Below are 15,276 nucleotides of genomic sequence, written 5' to 3'. Positions count from 1 at the left end.
CGGGTCGACGGGCTTCTCTTTCCGGTACGAGGATCAGGCCAGCTTACGAGCCAGGTTCTCGTCCAGCGCGTTCATGAACTCGTCGGTGGACAGCCACGGCGAGTCCTTGCTGATCAGCAGCGCGAGGTCCTTGGTCATCTGGCCGCTCTCGACGGTCTCGATGCAGACCCGCTCCAGCGTCTCGGCGAACTGGGTGACCTCCGGCGTCCCATCCAGCTTGCCGCGGTGCTTGAGGCCGCCGGTCCACGCGAAGATCGACGCGATCGGGTTGGTCGAGGTCTTCTCGCCCTTCTGCCACTGCCGGTAGTGCCGGGTGACGGTGCCGTGGGCGGCCTCGGCCTCGACGGTCCGGCCGTCCGGGGTCATCAGCACCGAGGTCATCAGGCCGAGCGAGCCGAAGCCCTGGGCGACCGTGTCGGACTGCACGTCACCGTCGTAGTTCTTGCACGCCCAGACGTAGCCGCCCTCCCACTTGAGCGCGGCGGCGACCATGTCGTCGATCAGCCGGTGCTCGTAGGTGAGGCCCTTCGCCTTGAACTCCTCGGCGAACTCGGTCTCGAAGATCTCCGCGAAGAGGTCCTTGAACCGGCCGTCGTATGCCTTGAGGATGGTGTTCTTGGTGGACAGGTAGACCGGGTAGTTGCGGGCCAGGCCGTACCGGAACGAGGCGCGGGCGAAGTCCCGGATCGACTCGTCGAAGTTGTACATCGCCATCGCCACGCCACCCTCGGGGTAGTCCGCGACGTGGAACTCGATCGGCTCGGAGCCGTCCTCCGGGGTGAAGGTGACGGTCAGCTTGCCGGCCTTCGGGACGACGAAGTCGGTGGCCTTGTACTGGTCACCGTGCGCGTGCCGGCCGATGATGATCGGCTTGGTCCAGCCCGGCACCAGGCGGGGCACGTTCTTCATGATGATCGGCTCACGGAAGACCACGCCGCCCAGGATGTTGCGGATGGTGCCGTTCGGCGACCGCCACATCTTCTTGAGGCCGAACTCCTGGACCCGGGCCTCGTCCGGGGTGATGGTCGCGCACTTGACGCCCACGCCGTGCTGCTTGATGGCGTTGGCGGCGTCGACCGTCACCTGGTCGTCGGTCTCGTCCCGGTACTGGATCGACAGGTCGTAGTACTCGAGGTTGACGTCGAGGTAGGGCAGGACCAGCTGCTCACGGATCTGCTTCCAGATGATCCGGGTCATCTCGTCGCCGTCGATCTCAACGACCGGGTTCTTGACCTTGATTTTCGCCATCGGCCGGCGCTCCTCTCCCGAAACACACGCTTAGCAGTACGAGCGTACTGCCCGCCCGCTGAAGATCGCCGGGCGGCCCCGAACTGGTGATCTGTCTCTACCATCCCAGGCGGCCGGTGACCGCACGGGCGGAAACCCCCGGCGGCCGGGAACCGGCTGCGAACCCGCGAACGCGAACGGCCCCGGGCCGCGGACCCGGGGCCGTTCCTGGCGTACGTCAGTGGTAGAAGTGCCGGGTCCCGGTGAGGTAGACGGTGAGACCGGCCTTCTCCGCGGCCTCGATCACCAGGTTGTCCCGGATCGAGCCGCCCGGCTGGACCACCGCCGTGATCCCGGCCTCGATCAGCACCTGCAGACCGTCCGGGAACGGGAAGAACGCGTCCGAGGCGGCCACACTGCCGGCCGCCCGCTCGGCGCCGGCGCGGGCGACCGCCAGCTTCGCCGAGTCGACCCGGTTCACCTGGCCCATCCCGACGCCGACCGTGGCGCCGTCACGGGCCAGCAGGATCGCGTTGCTCTTCACGCCGCGCACCGCCCGCCAGGCGAAGACCAGGTCACGCAGGGTCTCGGGGGACGCCGCCGGGCCGGTGGCCAGCGTCCAGCCGGCCGGGTCGTCGCCGTCGGCGTCGATCCGGTCGGCGGTCTGCACCAGCACACCGCCGCCGATCTGCTTGATCTCCGTGGGCGGCGGGTTCCACGCCGGGGCGACCAGCACGCGCAGGTTCTTCTTCTCGCGCAGGATCTCCAGTGCCTCCGGCGCGAACGCCGGGGCCACGATCACCTCGGTGAAGATCTCCGCGACCTGGCGGGCCAGCTCGACCGAGACCTCCTGGTTGACCGCGATCACGCCGCCGTACGCGGAGACCGGGTCGCACTCGTGCGCCCGGCGGTGCGCCTGCACCACATCGGCGCCGATCGCCACACCGCAGGGGTTGGCGTGCTTGATGATCGCCACGGCCGGCTCGGCGAAGTCGTTCGCGGTACGCCACGCGGCATCCGCGTCGACGTAGTTGTTGTACGACATCTCCTTGCCGTGCAGCTGCCGCGCCTGGGCCAGCCCGGCGGGGGCGGTCCGGTCCAGGTAGAGCGCGGCCCGCTGGTGCGGGTTCTCGCCGTACCGCAGGGTGTTCCCGCGCTGCAGGGCGAGACCGGCGAACTCCGGCCAGTCGCTCTCCGAGACCAGCGTGGTGGCGGTCCAGTTGGCGACCGCGATGTCGTACTCGGCGATGTTGATGAACGCCTTCGACGCCAGCAGTTTGCGCTGGGCGAGCGTGAAGCCGCCGTTCTCCAGCGCCTCGCGGATCAGCGGGTAGCCCTCGGTCGACACGACCACCGCGACCGAGGCGTGGTTCTTGGCCGCCGCGCGGACCATCGCCGGGCCACCGATGTCGATCTTGGCGATGCACTCCTCCTCCCCGGCGCCGGAGGCCACCGTCTCGCTGAACGGGTAGAGGCTGCTGACCAGCAGGTCGAACGGCTCGATGCCGTGCTCGGCGAGCTCCCGCACGTGGCTGTCCAGCCGCAGGTCGGCGAGGAGGCCGCCGTGCACCTTCGGGTGCAGCGTCTTGACCCGGTCGCTGAGGATCTCCGGGAAGCCGGTCAGATCCTCCACCCGGGTCACCGGCACACCGGCCTTCTCCACGGTGGTGGCGGTGGAGCCGGTCGAGACGATCTCCACCCCGGCGGCGTGCAGCGCCTGGGCGAGCTCGACGATCCCCGCCTTGTCCCACACGCTCAGCAGCGCCCGCTTGATCGGACGACGACCCTCGCTACTCACGGAATCCGTACCTTCCTGTTCTCGATGGTCCAGCCGTCGCGGACCAGGCGGCCGACGTACTCGACCAGCTGGGCCCGCTCGGCCACCTTGATCCGCTCGGTCAGCGTCTGCTCCGTGTCGTCGTCGAGCACGGGCACGCTGACCTGGGCGATGATCGGTCCGGTGTCGACGCCGGCGTCGACGAAGAAGAGCGTCGCTCCGGCGATCTTCACGCCGTAGTCGAGCGCGTCGCGGGGCCCGTGGATGCCCGGGAACGACGGCAGCAGCGCGTTGTGCGTGTTGATGTACCGGTCGCCGAAGGCGTCCAGGAACTGCTTGCCGACCAGTTTCAGGAAGCCGGCCGAGATGACCAGGTCGGGGCGGTACGCGGCGACGTGCTCGGTGAGCGCGGCGTCCCAGTCGTCGCGGGTCGCGTACGCCTTCACCGAGTCCACGAAGGTGGGGACGCCGGCCGCGGCGGCGAGGTCGAGACCGGCGATGCCGTCCCGGTCCGCGCCGACGGCGACCACCTCGGCGCCGTACGCCGGGTCGCGGGTCGCGTCGAGTAGAGCTTGCAGGTTGCTGCCCGATCCGGAGATGAGGACGACCAGGCGGGCGGGCGCGGGGTCAGTCACCTCCGCACCCTATCCGGGCAGCCCACGCTGACCGAAATCGGGCGGTTGCCGCACCGGCGGGCGGTGGCGTCCGGCTGCGCTCACCCGAACGGGCCGGGATGCTCCCGAACCGGCGGACTGCTCCCTGCCGGGCGCGATGCTCCCTGCCGGGCGGGGATGCCTCCTGCCGGGCGCGATGCTCCCTGCCGGGCGGGGATGCCTCCTGCCGGGCGCGATGCTCCCTCGGACGGCCCGCTTCCGGCGCGGCCGGTTACTTGCGGGCGGCCGGTCTGCGGCTCGCCGGGCGGCGGGGGGCGCCGAACGCGCGGGCCGCCGCCGCGCCACCGATCACCGAGATCGCCGCGACCAGCGCCGCGACCAGCCCCACCGGGCCGGCCGCCGGGCCGATCTCGGCCAGCCGACCGGCACCGACCGGCCCGCCGGAGAATCCGGCGAGCGCCGCGGTGACCAGGCCGGCCACCGGTCCGGCGAGCAGGCCCGCGCCGATCAGCAGCGGCCACTGCGGTTCCGGGCCGTCCGCACCGGAGCCGCGCCCCGGCCCCCAGGCGTGCGCGCGGCCGTAGCGCAGCCGCTGGGTGAGCCCCCAGCCGGCCACCCCACCGGCGAGCACCGGCAGCGCCAGCAGCAGCGTGCCGGCCGCGCCCATCGGCCCGTTCGGCAGGCCGGCGAGCAGCGGCAGGGTGGGCAGGTCGCCGACCGAGAACTCGGTCAGCCGGACCACCGAGCCGGCGCCCAGCGCGAAACCCGGCCCGAGCAGGTAGGCGGTGGCCCAGATCGCGGCGTTTCCGGCGTAGGCCACGCTGATCAGGGTGATCCCGGCCTGGCCGGCGACCCCGGTGTGGTAGGCGGAGATGATTTTCGCGGCGTCACCGCCGCCGAGCGCCACCGACAGCCCGCCGACCGCCGCACCGGCCCCGATCATCAGGAACGCCGCGACCAGGCCGGTCCGGACACCGTGCCGCAGCGCGGCCGGGACCCGGCGGGCCAGCGTGGTCACCGCGTCGCTGCCGCGCAGCGCGCCGATCCCGGCGCCGAGCAGGCCCAGCAGCAGGAAGTGCGACGCGGCGCGGGCGGTGGAGACCTGGGTGCCGCGACCGTCGGTCAGGTGGGCGGTCAGGGCACCGACCATCGCGTACGCCACCGCGACGCAGACCGCGACGAGCAGCGCCGAACCGAGCGACCCGGAGCGCCGGGCGCCGATCGCCCGGGTCACGTGCAGCCCGGCCCGGTTCAGCCGGCTCACCACCAGCACGGTCAGCAGCAACGGGGCCAGAGCGAGCGGGCCGATCGAGGTGCCGATCGGCACGCCGTGGCCGAGCAGCCACGCGGCCGCCCCGGCGCGCGCCGCCCCGGCCAGCCCGCCGGCGCCCTCCAGGGTGCGGGCCAGTCCGAGCACCGCGGCGACCGGAAGGTACGTCAGCAGGGCCGCCCAGAGCGTGGCGAAGAGCACCGCCACCGGCAGCGGCGCGCCTCGGCGCTCGGGCGGGCGGCGCTGGACCGGAACCTGGACGGTCTCCCGGCGGCCGAGCACCGCGTCGTCGACGACGACGGTGTCCCGGTTCTCCGGTTCGCCGGGCTCGGCGGGTGGCGGGGCGGAGACGGACAGCGCCTCGGTGTCCCGCACGACGGACTGCAGCGCCTCGGCGACCGCGAACGGGTCCTCCGAGCCGCCGGGACGGTCGGTTGTGCTGGGCATCGCGACTACCTTGTCACGCCGCGGCGCTCACGGCGATGCAGAAACAGCGGCGCGCCGCCGATCGGTCGCGGTGACCCGGTCGGCGGCGCGCCGTTTCGTACGGTTGCTGCTTCAGCTCATGACCTCGCGCATGAGTCGTGCGGTCTCGCTCGGCGTCTTGCCGACCTTGACGCCGGCCGCCTCCAGCGCCGCCTTCTTCGCGTCGGCGGTGCCGGCCGAGCCGGAGATGATCGCGCCGGCGTGACCCATGGTCTTGCCGGGCGGGGCGGTGAAGCCGGCGATGTAACCGACCACCGGCTTGGTGACGTTGGCCTTGATGAACTCGGCCGCCCGCTCCTCGGCGTCGCCACCGATCTCACCGATCATCACGATCGCGTCGGTGTCCGGGTCGTCCTGGAACGCCTTGAGCGCGTCGATGTGGGTGGTGCCGATGACCGGGTCGCCACCGATGCCGACGCAGGTGGAGAAGCCGAAGTCGCGCAGCTCGTACATGAGCTGGTAGGTCAGCGTGCCGCTCTTGCTGACCAGGCCGATCCGGCCCTGCGGGGTGATGTCGGCCGGGATGATCCCGGCGTTGGAGGCGCCCGGCGACGCGATGCCCGGGCAGTTCGGGCCGATGATCCGGGTCTTGCCGCCCTTGGCCACGTTGTACGCCCAGAACGCGGCGGAGTCCTGCACCGGCACGCCCTCGGTGATCACCACGGCGAGCGGGATCCCGGCGTCGATCGCCTCGATGACCGCGGCCTTGGTCCCGGCCGGCGGCACGAAGATCACCGTGACGTCCGCGCCGGTCTCCTTCATCGCCTCGCCGACCGTGGCGAACACCGGCAGCTCGGTGCCGTCGAAGTCCACCTTGGTGCCGGCCTTGCGCGGGTTGGTGCCACCGACCACGTTGGTGCCGGCGGCGAGCATCCGGCGGGTGTGCTTGGAGCCCTCCGAGCCGGTGATGCCCTGGACGATGACCTTCGAGTCCTTGGTGAGCCAGATAGCCATTAGTTCACTTCCCCGCAGCCGCGAGCTCGGCGGCGCGCTCGGCCGCTCCGTCCATCGTGTCCACCCGCTCGACCAGCGGGTTGTTCGCTCCGTCGAGGATGGCACGGCCGGCCTCGGCGTTGTTGCCGTCGAGACGTACCACGAGCGGCTTGGTGACCTGCTCGCCGCGCTCGGCGAGCAGGGCGAGGGCCTGGACGATGCCGTTGGCCACCGCGTCGCAGGCGGTGATGCCGCCGAAGACGTTCACGAAGACCGACTTCACCGACGGGTCGCCGAGGACGATCTCCAGGCCGTCGGCCATCACCTGGGCGCTCGCGCCGCCACCGATGTCGAGGAAGTTCGCCGGCTTGACGGCGCCGTGCTTCTCGCCGGCGTACGCCACCACGTCGAGGGTCGACATGACCAGGCCCGCGCCGTTGCCGATGATGCCGACCTCGCCGTCGAGCTTGACGTAGTTGAGGTTCTTGGCCTTGGCGGCCTGCTCGATCGGGTCGACCGCGGACTTGTCGACCAGCGCCTCGTGGTCGGGGTGCCGGAACGACGCGTTCTCGTCCAGGGTGACCTTGGCGTCCAGCGCCAGCACCCGGCCGTCGCCGACCTTGGCCAGCGGGTTGACCTCGACCAGCGTGGCGTCCTCGGCGACGAACGCCTGCCACAGCTTGACCGCGATGTCGACGACCTGGTCGGCGACGTCGGCCGGGAACTTGGCGGCGGCGACGATCTCGCGCGCCTTCGCCTCGTCCACGCCCTTGCTGGCGTCGATCGCGATCTTGGCGACCCGCTCCGGGTCCTCCTCGGCGACCGTCTCGATCTCCATGCCGCCGGCGACGCTGGCGATGCAGAGGAACGTCCGGTTGGCCCGGTCCAGCAGGTAGGAGAAGTAGTACTCCTCCTTGATGTCGGCCGTCTCGGCCAGCATCACCTTGCCGACCGTGTGGCCCTTGATGTCCATACCCAGGATGTCGGTCGCGCGGGCCTGCGCCTCGTCCGGCCCGTCGGCCAGCTTGACGCCACCGGCCTTGCCGCGGCCGCCGACCTTGACCTGCGCCTTGACGACAACCTTGCCGCCCAGCCGCTCGGCGATCGCCCGGGCCTCCTGCGGGGTCTCGGCGACACCGCCGCCCAGCACGGGCAGCCCGTGCCGTTCGAACAGGTCGCGCCCCTGATACTCGAACAGGTCCACGTGTCTCCTTTCGCTCGCGACGCCAAGCGCCGGCAAGCCGCACCATTGCGTCCCGACCTGTTGTGTGCGCGGCGCGTCGCAGTGGCGCCGCCAGCGTGAGGATCGTCCGGCCATCCGCAACTGCCGAATGGCCCTCACCCGCAGACTAGCGACCGATTCGGGATCCCCGCCCGCGCGGGTAGACGGTGTGCAAGACCACACACCAGAGGGACGAAAACGCAGCTCCGGGACGCTCGGGACGAGTGTGGCGCAGGTGGCCGCCGGGGCCCGGCGGCACCGCCGGTGACGCCGGTCGTCGATGTCCGGGCGGGCCGCGCGCAACCGCCGGCGAAAAAGTCACGCGGACGCGCGTAACCGCCGGAGAAGGGCGTCGTTGAGTGGGATGTCGGCACGCTGCTACCGGGCGCGCCGGGCGAGGAAGCGGCCGATGCCCTGTCGGTCGAGGGGTGGCGGCGGGGCATCGCGCATAGAAGGGCCGGACGTGTGAGGGGTGCGTCCGGCCCTTCCCTATGCTCAGGCCACCTGGGTGGCTACATTGGCGCGGACCCATTCGATGATGGATGCGGTGGTCGCACCCGGCGTGAATACCTTCGCTACGCCGAGTGATTCCAATTCCGCGATGTCATCCTCCGGAATGATGCCGCCGCCGAAAACCACGATGTCGGCCGCGTCGCGCTCGGCGAGCAGTTCCAGCACCCGGCGGAACAGCGTCATGTGCGCCCCGGAGAGAACCGAGAGGCCGACCGCGTCGGCGTCCTCCTGAATCGCCGTCTCGACGATCTGCTCGGGCGTCTGGTGCAGTCCGGTGTAGATGACCTCCATGCCGGCGTCCCGTAGCGCCCGGGCCACCACCTTGGCGCCTCGGTCGTGCCCGTCCAGGCCGGGCTTCGCGACGACGACCCTGATCCGTGCTTGCATGCTGACCCCTCTAGAGCTGTGGACCTCGGTGTCCGGGCGCCCGGCCCGGGTCTTCCGGACCGGCCACCTGAACGAACGGTAACCCGCCGCGGCGGGCGCGGGGTAGCGTCCCCGCGCCGCGACACGGCCGCGGAATGGTTGCGCCGGTCACATTACTTTCCGCTTTATCAGCGATCACAGAACGTTGATATCTCACCTTCCTGGAAACGTCACCATTTCGGACAATAGCTGATCAATGCTGGCGCGGAACTGTCACGGAATTGGCGCTGCGACTTGTGACCCGGCTGCCGTTTCGTTACCGTGGCCACGGCTGTCGCACAGGTTCACCCCCCAGCGACCGCCCGGCCAGCACCTGTCAACCGCTTTGTGCGGAGCTCGCGCCTGCCGCCGCAATGCCACCGACGGAGGGTCCTTCGTGCGCCAGCGCTTGTCGTCTGAGCCCGATCGCTATCGCGGCCGACGCCGCGTACCGACCCCTCCGCGCAGCCGCTACGCCGCAGTCGTCACCTCCGCCTTCGTCGGCGCCGGCGTGGTCGCCCTCGGCGCCGCGTCGAACCTCCCGGACTCCAAGACCGTCAACCCGGACATCCTGCAGAGCCTGGACAAGACCTCCCAGGTCGCCACGGACGCCCTGCAGAGCCGCTCGGACGACGCCGGCCGGGCGTCGCGCAGCGAGAGCCGGGACACCGCCGCCAAGGCCGGCGCCCGGATCGACGAAGCGGTGGCCGCCTCCGAGGTCTACCTCCTGCCGCTCGACGACTACGAGTTCACCTCGGCGTTCGGCGTGCGGTTCGGCAAGCTGCACGCCGGCATCGACCTGGCCGCCCCGGACGGCACGCCGTACAAGGCGGTGCACGCCGGCACGGTCACCGCGGCCGGCTACAACGGCGGGTACGGCTACTCCATCACCGTCCGGCAGGACGACGGCACCGAGATCATTTACGCGCACTCCCGGCGACTGCTGGTGAGCAAGGGCGACGTGGTGAAGGCCGGTCAGGTGATCGGCGAGGTGGGCAACAGCGGGTACTCGTACGGCACGCACCTGCATCTGGAGGTGCACGTGGACGGCAAGCCGACCGACCCGATCACCTTCCTGCGCGAGCACCAGGTCGACATCAAGCTCCAGATGGAGTCGGTCTACGCGGGCATGGCCGCGGCCGCCGCCTCCTGACCCGCAACCGCCCCGGTTGCGGGTCGGTTGAACCGGTCCGCACCGTCTCAGCGCCCCCGCACCCGCACCGACAGAACCGTGACAGCACTGGGCACGGTCATCGGGAGGGGTGTCTCGGGTGGGGCAGATCTCGGCAACGGCGGGCGGCGGGCGGCACCGTCAGGAGCGCCTCCACCGGCACCGCGCCCCCGCGTTCCCGGCCCTGTTCGCCAGCCGCCGCCGCTCCGCCCTCTCCCTCACCGCCCTGAGCGCCACCCTGGCCACCGGGATCGGGGTGGCCGGCGGCGCCGCCGTGGCCGGACCCGCCGGTCAGCCGACCAGCGACGGACACACCGCCGCGCACGCCCCCGCCGCCCTGCCGATCGTCCCGCCGGCCGGCGACGGGGCGCCCGCCAAGACGCATCCCCGGCGGCCGGCCTCTGCCGAGAACCACGGCATCCCGGCGGACCCGGTGCAACGCCGGCCGAAGCCCGCTCCGGTGACCACCACCGCGGTGACCACCACCGCGCTGGGCGGGGCCGACTGGGTGGACCCGCTGCCCGCGGGCCGGGTCACCTCCTGCTTCGGGCAGCGCTGGGGCCGGCTGCACGCCGGCGTCGACCTGGCCGCCGCGGACGGCGCCCCGATCGTCGCGGCCGGCGCCGGGACGGTGGTCCAGGCCGGCACGGCGCAGGGGTACGGCAACGCCGTGCTGATCGACCACGGCAACGGCTGGCTCACCCACTACGGCCACCTGTCGCGGATCGCCGTGGCCGCCGGCGACGTGGTGCGCGCCGGGCAGCACATCGGCGACGAGGGCTCGACCGGGCACTCGACCGGCCCACACCTGCATTTCGAGGTGCACCAGGGGCACTACAAGAACCCGGTGGAGCCGACCGCGTGGCTGCGGCGGCACGGGGTGGGCATCCCCGGCTGCGCCGCCGTACCGGACGGCGCCTAGAGCTTCTCGATCGGGGCGTGCCGCAGGATCAGCCACATCACCTGGTCGCCGAAGTCGATCTGGGCGCGGGCGCCGGGCCCGTGCCCCTCGACGGCGACGACCCGGCCCAGGCCGTACCTCTGGTGGTTGACCCGGTCGCCGACCTCCACCTTCGGGGCCTGTTTGAGCTCGCTGGCGGTGGCCAGCCGGCTGGCGTCGATGCCGAGCCGCTCGGCGATGCGTTGCGCCTTGGGCGTGCCGCCGGCGAAGCCGCCGCCGCGCTGACGGTCACCGCCACCACGGCCGCCCACCCCGCCGCCGGTGCCGGACCACGACGTGTACGACCCGCCGGTGCGCTCCCAGCGCACCAGCTCGGACGGCAGCTCGTCGGTGAACCGGGACGGCGGGTTGTACTGCGGCTGGCCCCACGCCGAGCGGGTCACCGCCCGGGAGAGGTAGAGCCGCTGCCGGGCCCGGGTGATCCCGACGTACGCCAGGCGGCGCTCCTCCTCCAGCTCGGTGTTGTCACCGAGCGCCCGCATGTGCGGGAAGACGCCGTCCTCCAGCCCGGTCAGGAACACCACGGGGAACTCCAGGCCCTTCGCGGTGTGCAGGGTCATCAGCGTCACCACGCCCTGGTGCTCCGGGTCGTCGCTGGGGATCTGGTCGGCGTCGGCGACCAGCGCCACCTGCTCCAGGAACCCGGCCAGGGTGGCCGCCGGCGCCTCCGGGTCCGCGGTCTCGGCCGCGGCGGCCTGCGACTCCACCCGTTCGGTGTACTCCCGGGCCACGCTGACCAGCTCCTGCAGGTTCTCCACCCGGCCCTGGTCCTGCGGATCGAGGCTCTCCTCCAGCTCGCTGAGCAGGCCGGAGCGCTGCAGCACCGCCTCCAGCACCTCCTCCGGCGCGGCGACCGTCGCCATCTCGCGCAGGTCGTCGAGCAGCCGCACGAAGTCGGCGATGCTGTTGGCCGCGCGGGTGGAGATGCCCGGAGCGTTCCGCGCGTGCCGCAGCGCCTGGCCGAACGAGATCCGGTCCCGGCCGGCGAGCGCCTCGACGCAGGCCTCGGCCCGGTCGCCGATCCCCCGTTTCGGGGTGTTGAGCACCCGGCGGACGCTGACCGTGTCGTCCTCGTTCACCACCGCCCGCAGGTACGCCAGCGCGTCGCGCACCTCCTTGCGCTCGTAGAAGCGCACCCCGCCGACCACCTTGTACGGCAGGCCGACCCGGATGAACACCTCCTCGAACACCCGGGACTGGTTGTTGGTGCGGTAGAAGACGGCCACGTCGCCGGGGCGCACGCCGTGGTTGTCGCAGAGCCGGTCGATCTCCCGGGCCACCCAGTCCGCCTCGGCGTGCTCGGTGTCGGCGACGTACCCGACGATCTGCTCGCCGGTCCCCTGGTCGCTCCACAGGCGCTTGGGCTTGCGCGAGGTGTTCCGGTCGATCACCGCGTTGGCCGCGGAGAGGATGGTCTGGGTGGAGCGGTAGTTCTGCTCCAGCAGGATCGTCCGGGCGTCCGGGTAGTCCCGCTCGAACTCCAGGATGTTGCGGATCGTCGCGCCGCGGAACGCGTAGATCGACTGGTCCGCGTCACCGACCACGCACAGCTCGGACGGGTCCTCGTCGTCGCGGCCGACCAGCTCGCGGATCAGCGTGTACTGCGCGTGGTTGGTGTCCTGGTACTCGTCGACCAGCACGTGCCGGAAGCGGCGCCGGTAGGCCTGGGCGACCAGCGGGTGCGACTGGAACAGGTGCACCGTGGCCATGATGATGTCATCGAAGTCCAGCGCGTGCGCCTCCCGCAGACGACGCTGATACAGCTCGTACGCCTCGGCGACGGCCCGCTCGTTCGGCCCGTTCGCCCGGCCCTTGAACTCCTCCGGGTCGACCAGCTCGTTCTTCAGGTTGGACACCTGGGCGGCCAGGCCACGGGCGGTGTACCGCTTCGGGTCGAGATCGAGCTCGCGGGCGACCATCTGCATCAGCCGGCGCGAGTCGTCCGCGTCGTAGATCGAGAACGTGCTCTTCAGCCCGGCGTGCTCGTGCTCGGCCCGCAGGATCCGGACGCAGGCCGAGTGGAACGTCGAGACCCACATCAACCGGGCGCGCGGGCCGACCAGCTGGGCCACCCGCTCCTTCATCTCACCGGCCGCCTTGTTGGTGAACGTGATCGCCATGATCTCGCCGGGGTGCACGTCCCGCGCGGCCAGCAGGTAGGCGATCCGGTGGGTCAGCACCCGGGTCTTGCCGGAGCCCGCGCCGGCCACGATCAGCAGCGGCGAGCCGGCGTGCGTCACCGCGTCGCGCTGGGGCCCGTTCAGCCCGTCGAGCAGTGCGCCGGGGTCGGCCCGGCGAGCCGCGTGCGGCGCCGGCCGGGGCACCTGCGGGGCCGGCGCCGCGGCCGGCGGGGCCGCGGTGGGCAGCGCGAACAGGGCGTCGTCGGAGGATTCAAAGGAAGGTCGCATCGCGGGAGCCAGTGTATGCCGACCCTCCGACACGACGTCGCACCGCGGGCGGCGCCGCATCGGCGATCAGCAATCGACTTGTCACCTCGAAGTGGTGGCGCCGACCCGGCCGATCCTCCAGTCTGATCGAGTTGCCCGACCGTCCAACCCGATCGAGGGATCGAACGTCATGACATCTCCGCTTCGGCGACGCATCGCCGTGCCGGCCGTCGCGCTTGCGGTCGCCGGCGCGCTCTCCGCCGTGCCCGCCGCCGGGCCCGTGGCCGCCGCGCCGCCCGCCGAGTTCGCCCCGGTGACCGCCCAGTACGCCGGCGCCCGCGGGCCCGCCGTGGTCAAGGGCCAGTTCCTCAGCTACAACGACTTCCACGGCGCGATCGACCCGCCCACCGGCAGCGGCGCGGTGGTCAACGCGGGCGGCACCAGTACCCCGGCCGGCGGGGTGGAGTACCTGGCGACGTACCTGCGCAAGCTGCGCGCCGAGGCGAAGCAGGAGGGCCGGACCACCCTGACCGTCGGCGCCGGCGACCTGATCGGCGGCACCCCGCTGGTCAGCGCCGCGTTCCACGACGAGCCGACGATCGAGCTGATGAACACCGTCGGCCTGCAGATCAGCTCAGTGGGCAACCACGAGTTCGACGAGGGCGTGGCCGAGCTGATCCGGATCCAGCGCGGCGGGTGCCACCCGGTCGACGGCTGCCAGGACGGCGACGGCTTCGGCGGGGCCCGGTTCAGCTACCTCGCCGCGAACACCATCGACAACAAGACCGGGCGGCCGATCCTGCCGCCCGTCGAGATCCGGTACGTCGGCGGCGTGCCGGTCGGTTTCATCGGCGCGACCCTGGAGGGCACGGCCGGCATCGTCAACCCGGCCGGCATCCAGAACGTGCACTTCACCGACGAGGTGGCGACCGCGAACCGGTGGAGCAACATCCTCAAGCTGGTCGGGGTCAAAGCCCAGGTGCTGCTGCTGCACGAGGGCGGCTCGCAGGCCGCCGCCACCCCGACGCCGGGCGTCTCGGACTGCGCCGGCTTCTCCGGGCCCGTCGTGCCGATCGTGGCCGGGCTGAACCCGGAGATCGGCCTGGTCGTGTCCGGGCACACCCACCGCTTCTACTCCTGCAAGCTGCCCAACCGGGCCGGGCGAGACACCGTGGTGACCAGCGCCGGCAGCAACGGCCAGCTGATCACCGACATCGACTGGTCGGTGGACCGGCGCAGCGGCCGGTTCACCGAGATCACCGCGAAGAACGTGATCGTGGAGAACGGCGTGCCGGACGGCAACGGCGGCTGGAAGAGGGACGCCACCGGCGTCTACCTGAAGAACCCGGACACCGTCGATGCCGCGGCCAAGAAGGTCGCCGACAAGTACCGCACCGCGGTCGCCCCGATCGCCAACCGGGTCGTCGGCGCGATCTCCGGCGACATCGTGCGCACCGCCAACGCCGCCGGTGAGAGCCCGCTCGGCGACGTGATCGCGGACGCCCAGCTGGCCTACACCTCGGCCGCCGGCGCCCGGATCGCCCTGATGAACCCGGGCGGCATCCGCGCCGACCTGGACGCCGACCAGTCCTCCGGCGGCGAGGCCTACGGCCGGGTCACCTACGGCGAAGCGTTCACCGTGCAGCCGTTCAACAACCTGGTGGTCACCCAGACGCTGACCGGCGCGCAGCTCAAGGAGGTGCTGGAGCAGCAGTTCGCCGGCTACAACGGCCAGACCACCACCAAGATCCTGCAGGTCTCCGCCGGGCTCAGCTACACCTGGAGCGCCTCCGCCGCGCTCGGTTCCCGGGTCAGCGGCCTGGCGCTGAACGGCACCCCGATCGACCCCGCCACCACCTACCAGGTCACCACCAACGACTTCCTGGCCAACGGCGGCGACGGCTTCAGCGCCCTGACCAAGGGCACCGGCCGGGTCACCGCCCCGGGCTTCGACATCGACGCCCTGACCGCGTACCTCGGCACCGGCACCATCGCCCCGGGCCGGGCCGACCGCATCACCACGACCCCCTGACCGACGCACCGTCTCCGGTGGCCCGGCGCGTCGCGCCGGGCCACCGCAGCTCTCCACCGTCGCCCGTGTCTGCGCAGGTCACGATGGCCGCTCCGGCCGCGCCGCGCCGCCGGCGAGCCGTCCCGGCACGCGGCGAGCCCGGGCCCGGGCACACGACGCGACTCGCGTCCCATCGTTCGGGCGGTTTCCTTGCGGCCGGGTCCGGGAGCGGGGCATACTCGGCTCGTGATCCAGCAGGCGCGATTTTTCTACTACGGCACCGGAAGTCCGGCAGCCGT

General features: G+C 71.9%; 11 protein-coding genes. 3 read left to right on the top strand and 8 right to left on the bottom strand.

The genetic code is table 11. The features are described from left to right. Window positions 1-33: 33 nt before the first annotated feature. The 7 genes from ACTEI_RS03545 to icmB all read right to left on the bottom strand — a co-directional run bounded on the left by ACTEI_RS03545 (window position 34) and on the right by icmB (window position 8,429). Window positions 34-1,248, bottom strand: coding sequence for an NADP-dependent isocitrate dehydrogenase (locus ACTEI_RS03545; RefSeq protein ID WP_122976324.1), 1,215 nt, complete (start codon window positions 1,246-1,248; stop codon window positions 34-36). Window positions 1,249-1,465: 217 nt separating this feature from the next. Further along, window positions 1,466-3,025, bottom strand: coding sequence for a bifunctional phosphoribosylaminoimidazolecarboxamide formyltransferase/IMP cyclohydrolase (gene purH, locus ACTEI_RS03540; RefSeq protein WP_122976323.1), 1,560 nt, complete (start codon window positions 3,023-3,025; stop codon window positions 1,466-1,468). Next, on the bottom strand, window positions 3,022-3,639 hold the full coding sequence (gene purN / locus ACTEI_RS03535; RefSeq protein WP_122976322.1) for a phosphoribosylglycinamide formyltransferase: 618 nt from the start codon (window positions 3,637-3,639) through the stop codon (window positions 3,022-3,024). The genes purH and purN overlap by 4 nt, the downstream gene beginning before the upstream one ends. Window positions 3,640-3,889: 250 nt before the next feature. Continuing rightward, window positions 3,890-5,335, bottom strand: coding sequence for a cell division protein PerM (locus tag ACTEI_RS03530; protein ID WP_122976321.1), 1,446 nt, complete (start codon window positions 5,333-5,335; stop codon window positions 3,890-3,892). Between the two features lie 111 nt (window positions 5,336-5,446). Then, a complete protein-coding gene (gene sucD / locus ACTEI_RS03525) occupies window positions 5,447-6,328 on the bottom strand; it encodes a succinate--CoA ligase subunit alpha (protein WP_122976320.1) in 882 nt (293 codons plus the stop codon). Window positions 6,329-6,332: 4 nt separating this feature from the next. Beyond that, complete coding sequence (gene sucC, locus ACTEI_RS03520; RefSeq protein WP_122976319.1) at window positions 6,333-7,511, bottom strand: ADP-forming succinate--CoA ligase subunit beta; 1,179 nt, start codon at window positions 7,509-7,511, stop codon at window positions 6,333-6,335. Between the two features lie 513 nt (window positions 7,512-8,024). Next, entirely contained in the window at window positions 8,025-8,429 is a 405-nt protein-coding gene (gene icmB, locus ACTEI_RS03515) for a coenzyme B12-dependent isobutyryl CoA mutase small subunit (protein WP_122976318.1), read from the bottom strand. Between the two features lie 415 nt (window positions 8,430-8,844). Here icmB and ACTEI_RS03510 point away from each other — a divergent pair, with 415 nt between their 5' ends. Both ACTEI_RS03510 and ACTEI_RS03505 read left to right on the top strand, forming a co-directional pair. After that, entirely contained in the window at window positions 8,845-9,600 is a 756-nt protein-coding gene (locus tag ACTEI_RS03510; protein ID WP_122976317.1) for a M23 family metallopeptidase, read from the top strand. A gap of 118 nt (window positions 9,601-9,718) precedes the next feature. Next, a complete protein-coding gene (locus tag ACTEI_RS03505) occupies window positions 9,719-10,540 on the top strand; it encodes a M23 family metallopeptidase (protein ID WP_122976316.1) in 822 nt (273 codons plus the stop codon). On the opposite strand, the gene pcrA is transcribed toward ACTEI_RS03505, so the two are convergent. Further along, window positions 10,537-12,987, bottom strand: a complete 2,451-nt coding sequence (gene pcrA, locus ACTEI_RS03500; RefSeq protein ID WP_122976315.1) for a DNA helicase PcrA — start codon at window positions 12,985-12,987, stop codon at window positions 10,537-10,539. The two genes, ACTEI_RS03505 and pcrA, sit on opposite strands and share 4 nt — an antisense overlap. A gap of 169 nt (window positions 12,988-13,156) precedes the next feature. Here pcrA and ACTEI_RS03495 point away from each other — a divergent pair, with 169 nt between their 5' ends. After that, the gene (locus tag ACTEI_RS03495; RefSeq protein ID WP_122976314.1) at window positions 13,157-14,998 is read left to right on the top strand and encodes a bifunctional metallophosphatase/5'-nucleotidase; all 1,842 of its coding nucleotides are present in this window, start codon (window positions 13,157-13,159) and stop codon (window positions 14,996-14,998) included. The last annotated feature ends 278 nt before the right edge of the window (window positions 14,999-15,276 follow it).

It is taken from the genome of Actinoplanes teichomyceticus ATCC 31121 (genome assembly GCF_003711105.1).
Taxonomy (GTDB): Bacteria; Actinomycetota; Actinomycetes; order Mycobacteriales; family Micromonosporaceae; genus Actinoplanes; species Actinoplanes teichomyceticus.
Note: the sequence above shows the minus strand (reverse complement) of the source record. Positions and strands in the feature narration are given on the sequence as shown.

Bases quoted from the DNA above. Each gene is read 5' to 3' on its own strand.
- pcrA (WP_122976315.1), bottom strand. From the start codon at position 12,987: ATGCGACCTTCCTTTGAATCCTCCGACGACGCCCTGTTCGCGCTGCCC.
- ACTEI_RS03495 (WP_122976314.1), top strand. From the start codon at position 13,157: ATGACATCTCCGCTTCGGCGACGCATCGCCGTGCCGGCCGTCGCGCTT.
- ACTEI_RS03545 (WP_122976324.1), bottom strand. From the start codon at position 1,248: ATGGCGAAAATCAAGGTCAAGAACCCGGTCGTTGAGATCGACGGCGAC.
- icmB (WP_122976318.1), bottom strand. From the start codon at position 8,429: ATGCAAGCACGGATCAGGGTCGTCGTCGCGAAGCCCGGCCTGGACGGG.
- ACTEI_RS03530 (WP_122976321.1), bottom strand. From the start codon at position 5,335: ATGCCCAGCACAACCGACCGTCCCGGCGGCTCGGAGGACCCGTTCGCG.
- sucD (WP_122976320.1), bottom strand. From the start codon at position 6,328: ATGGCTATCTGGCTCACCAAGGACTCGAAGGTCATCGTCCAGGGCATC.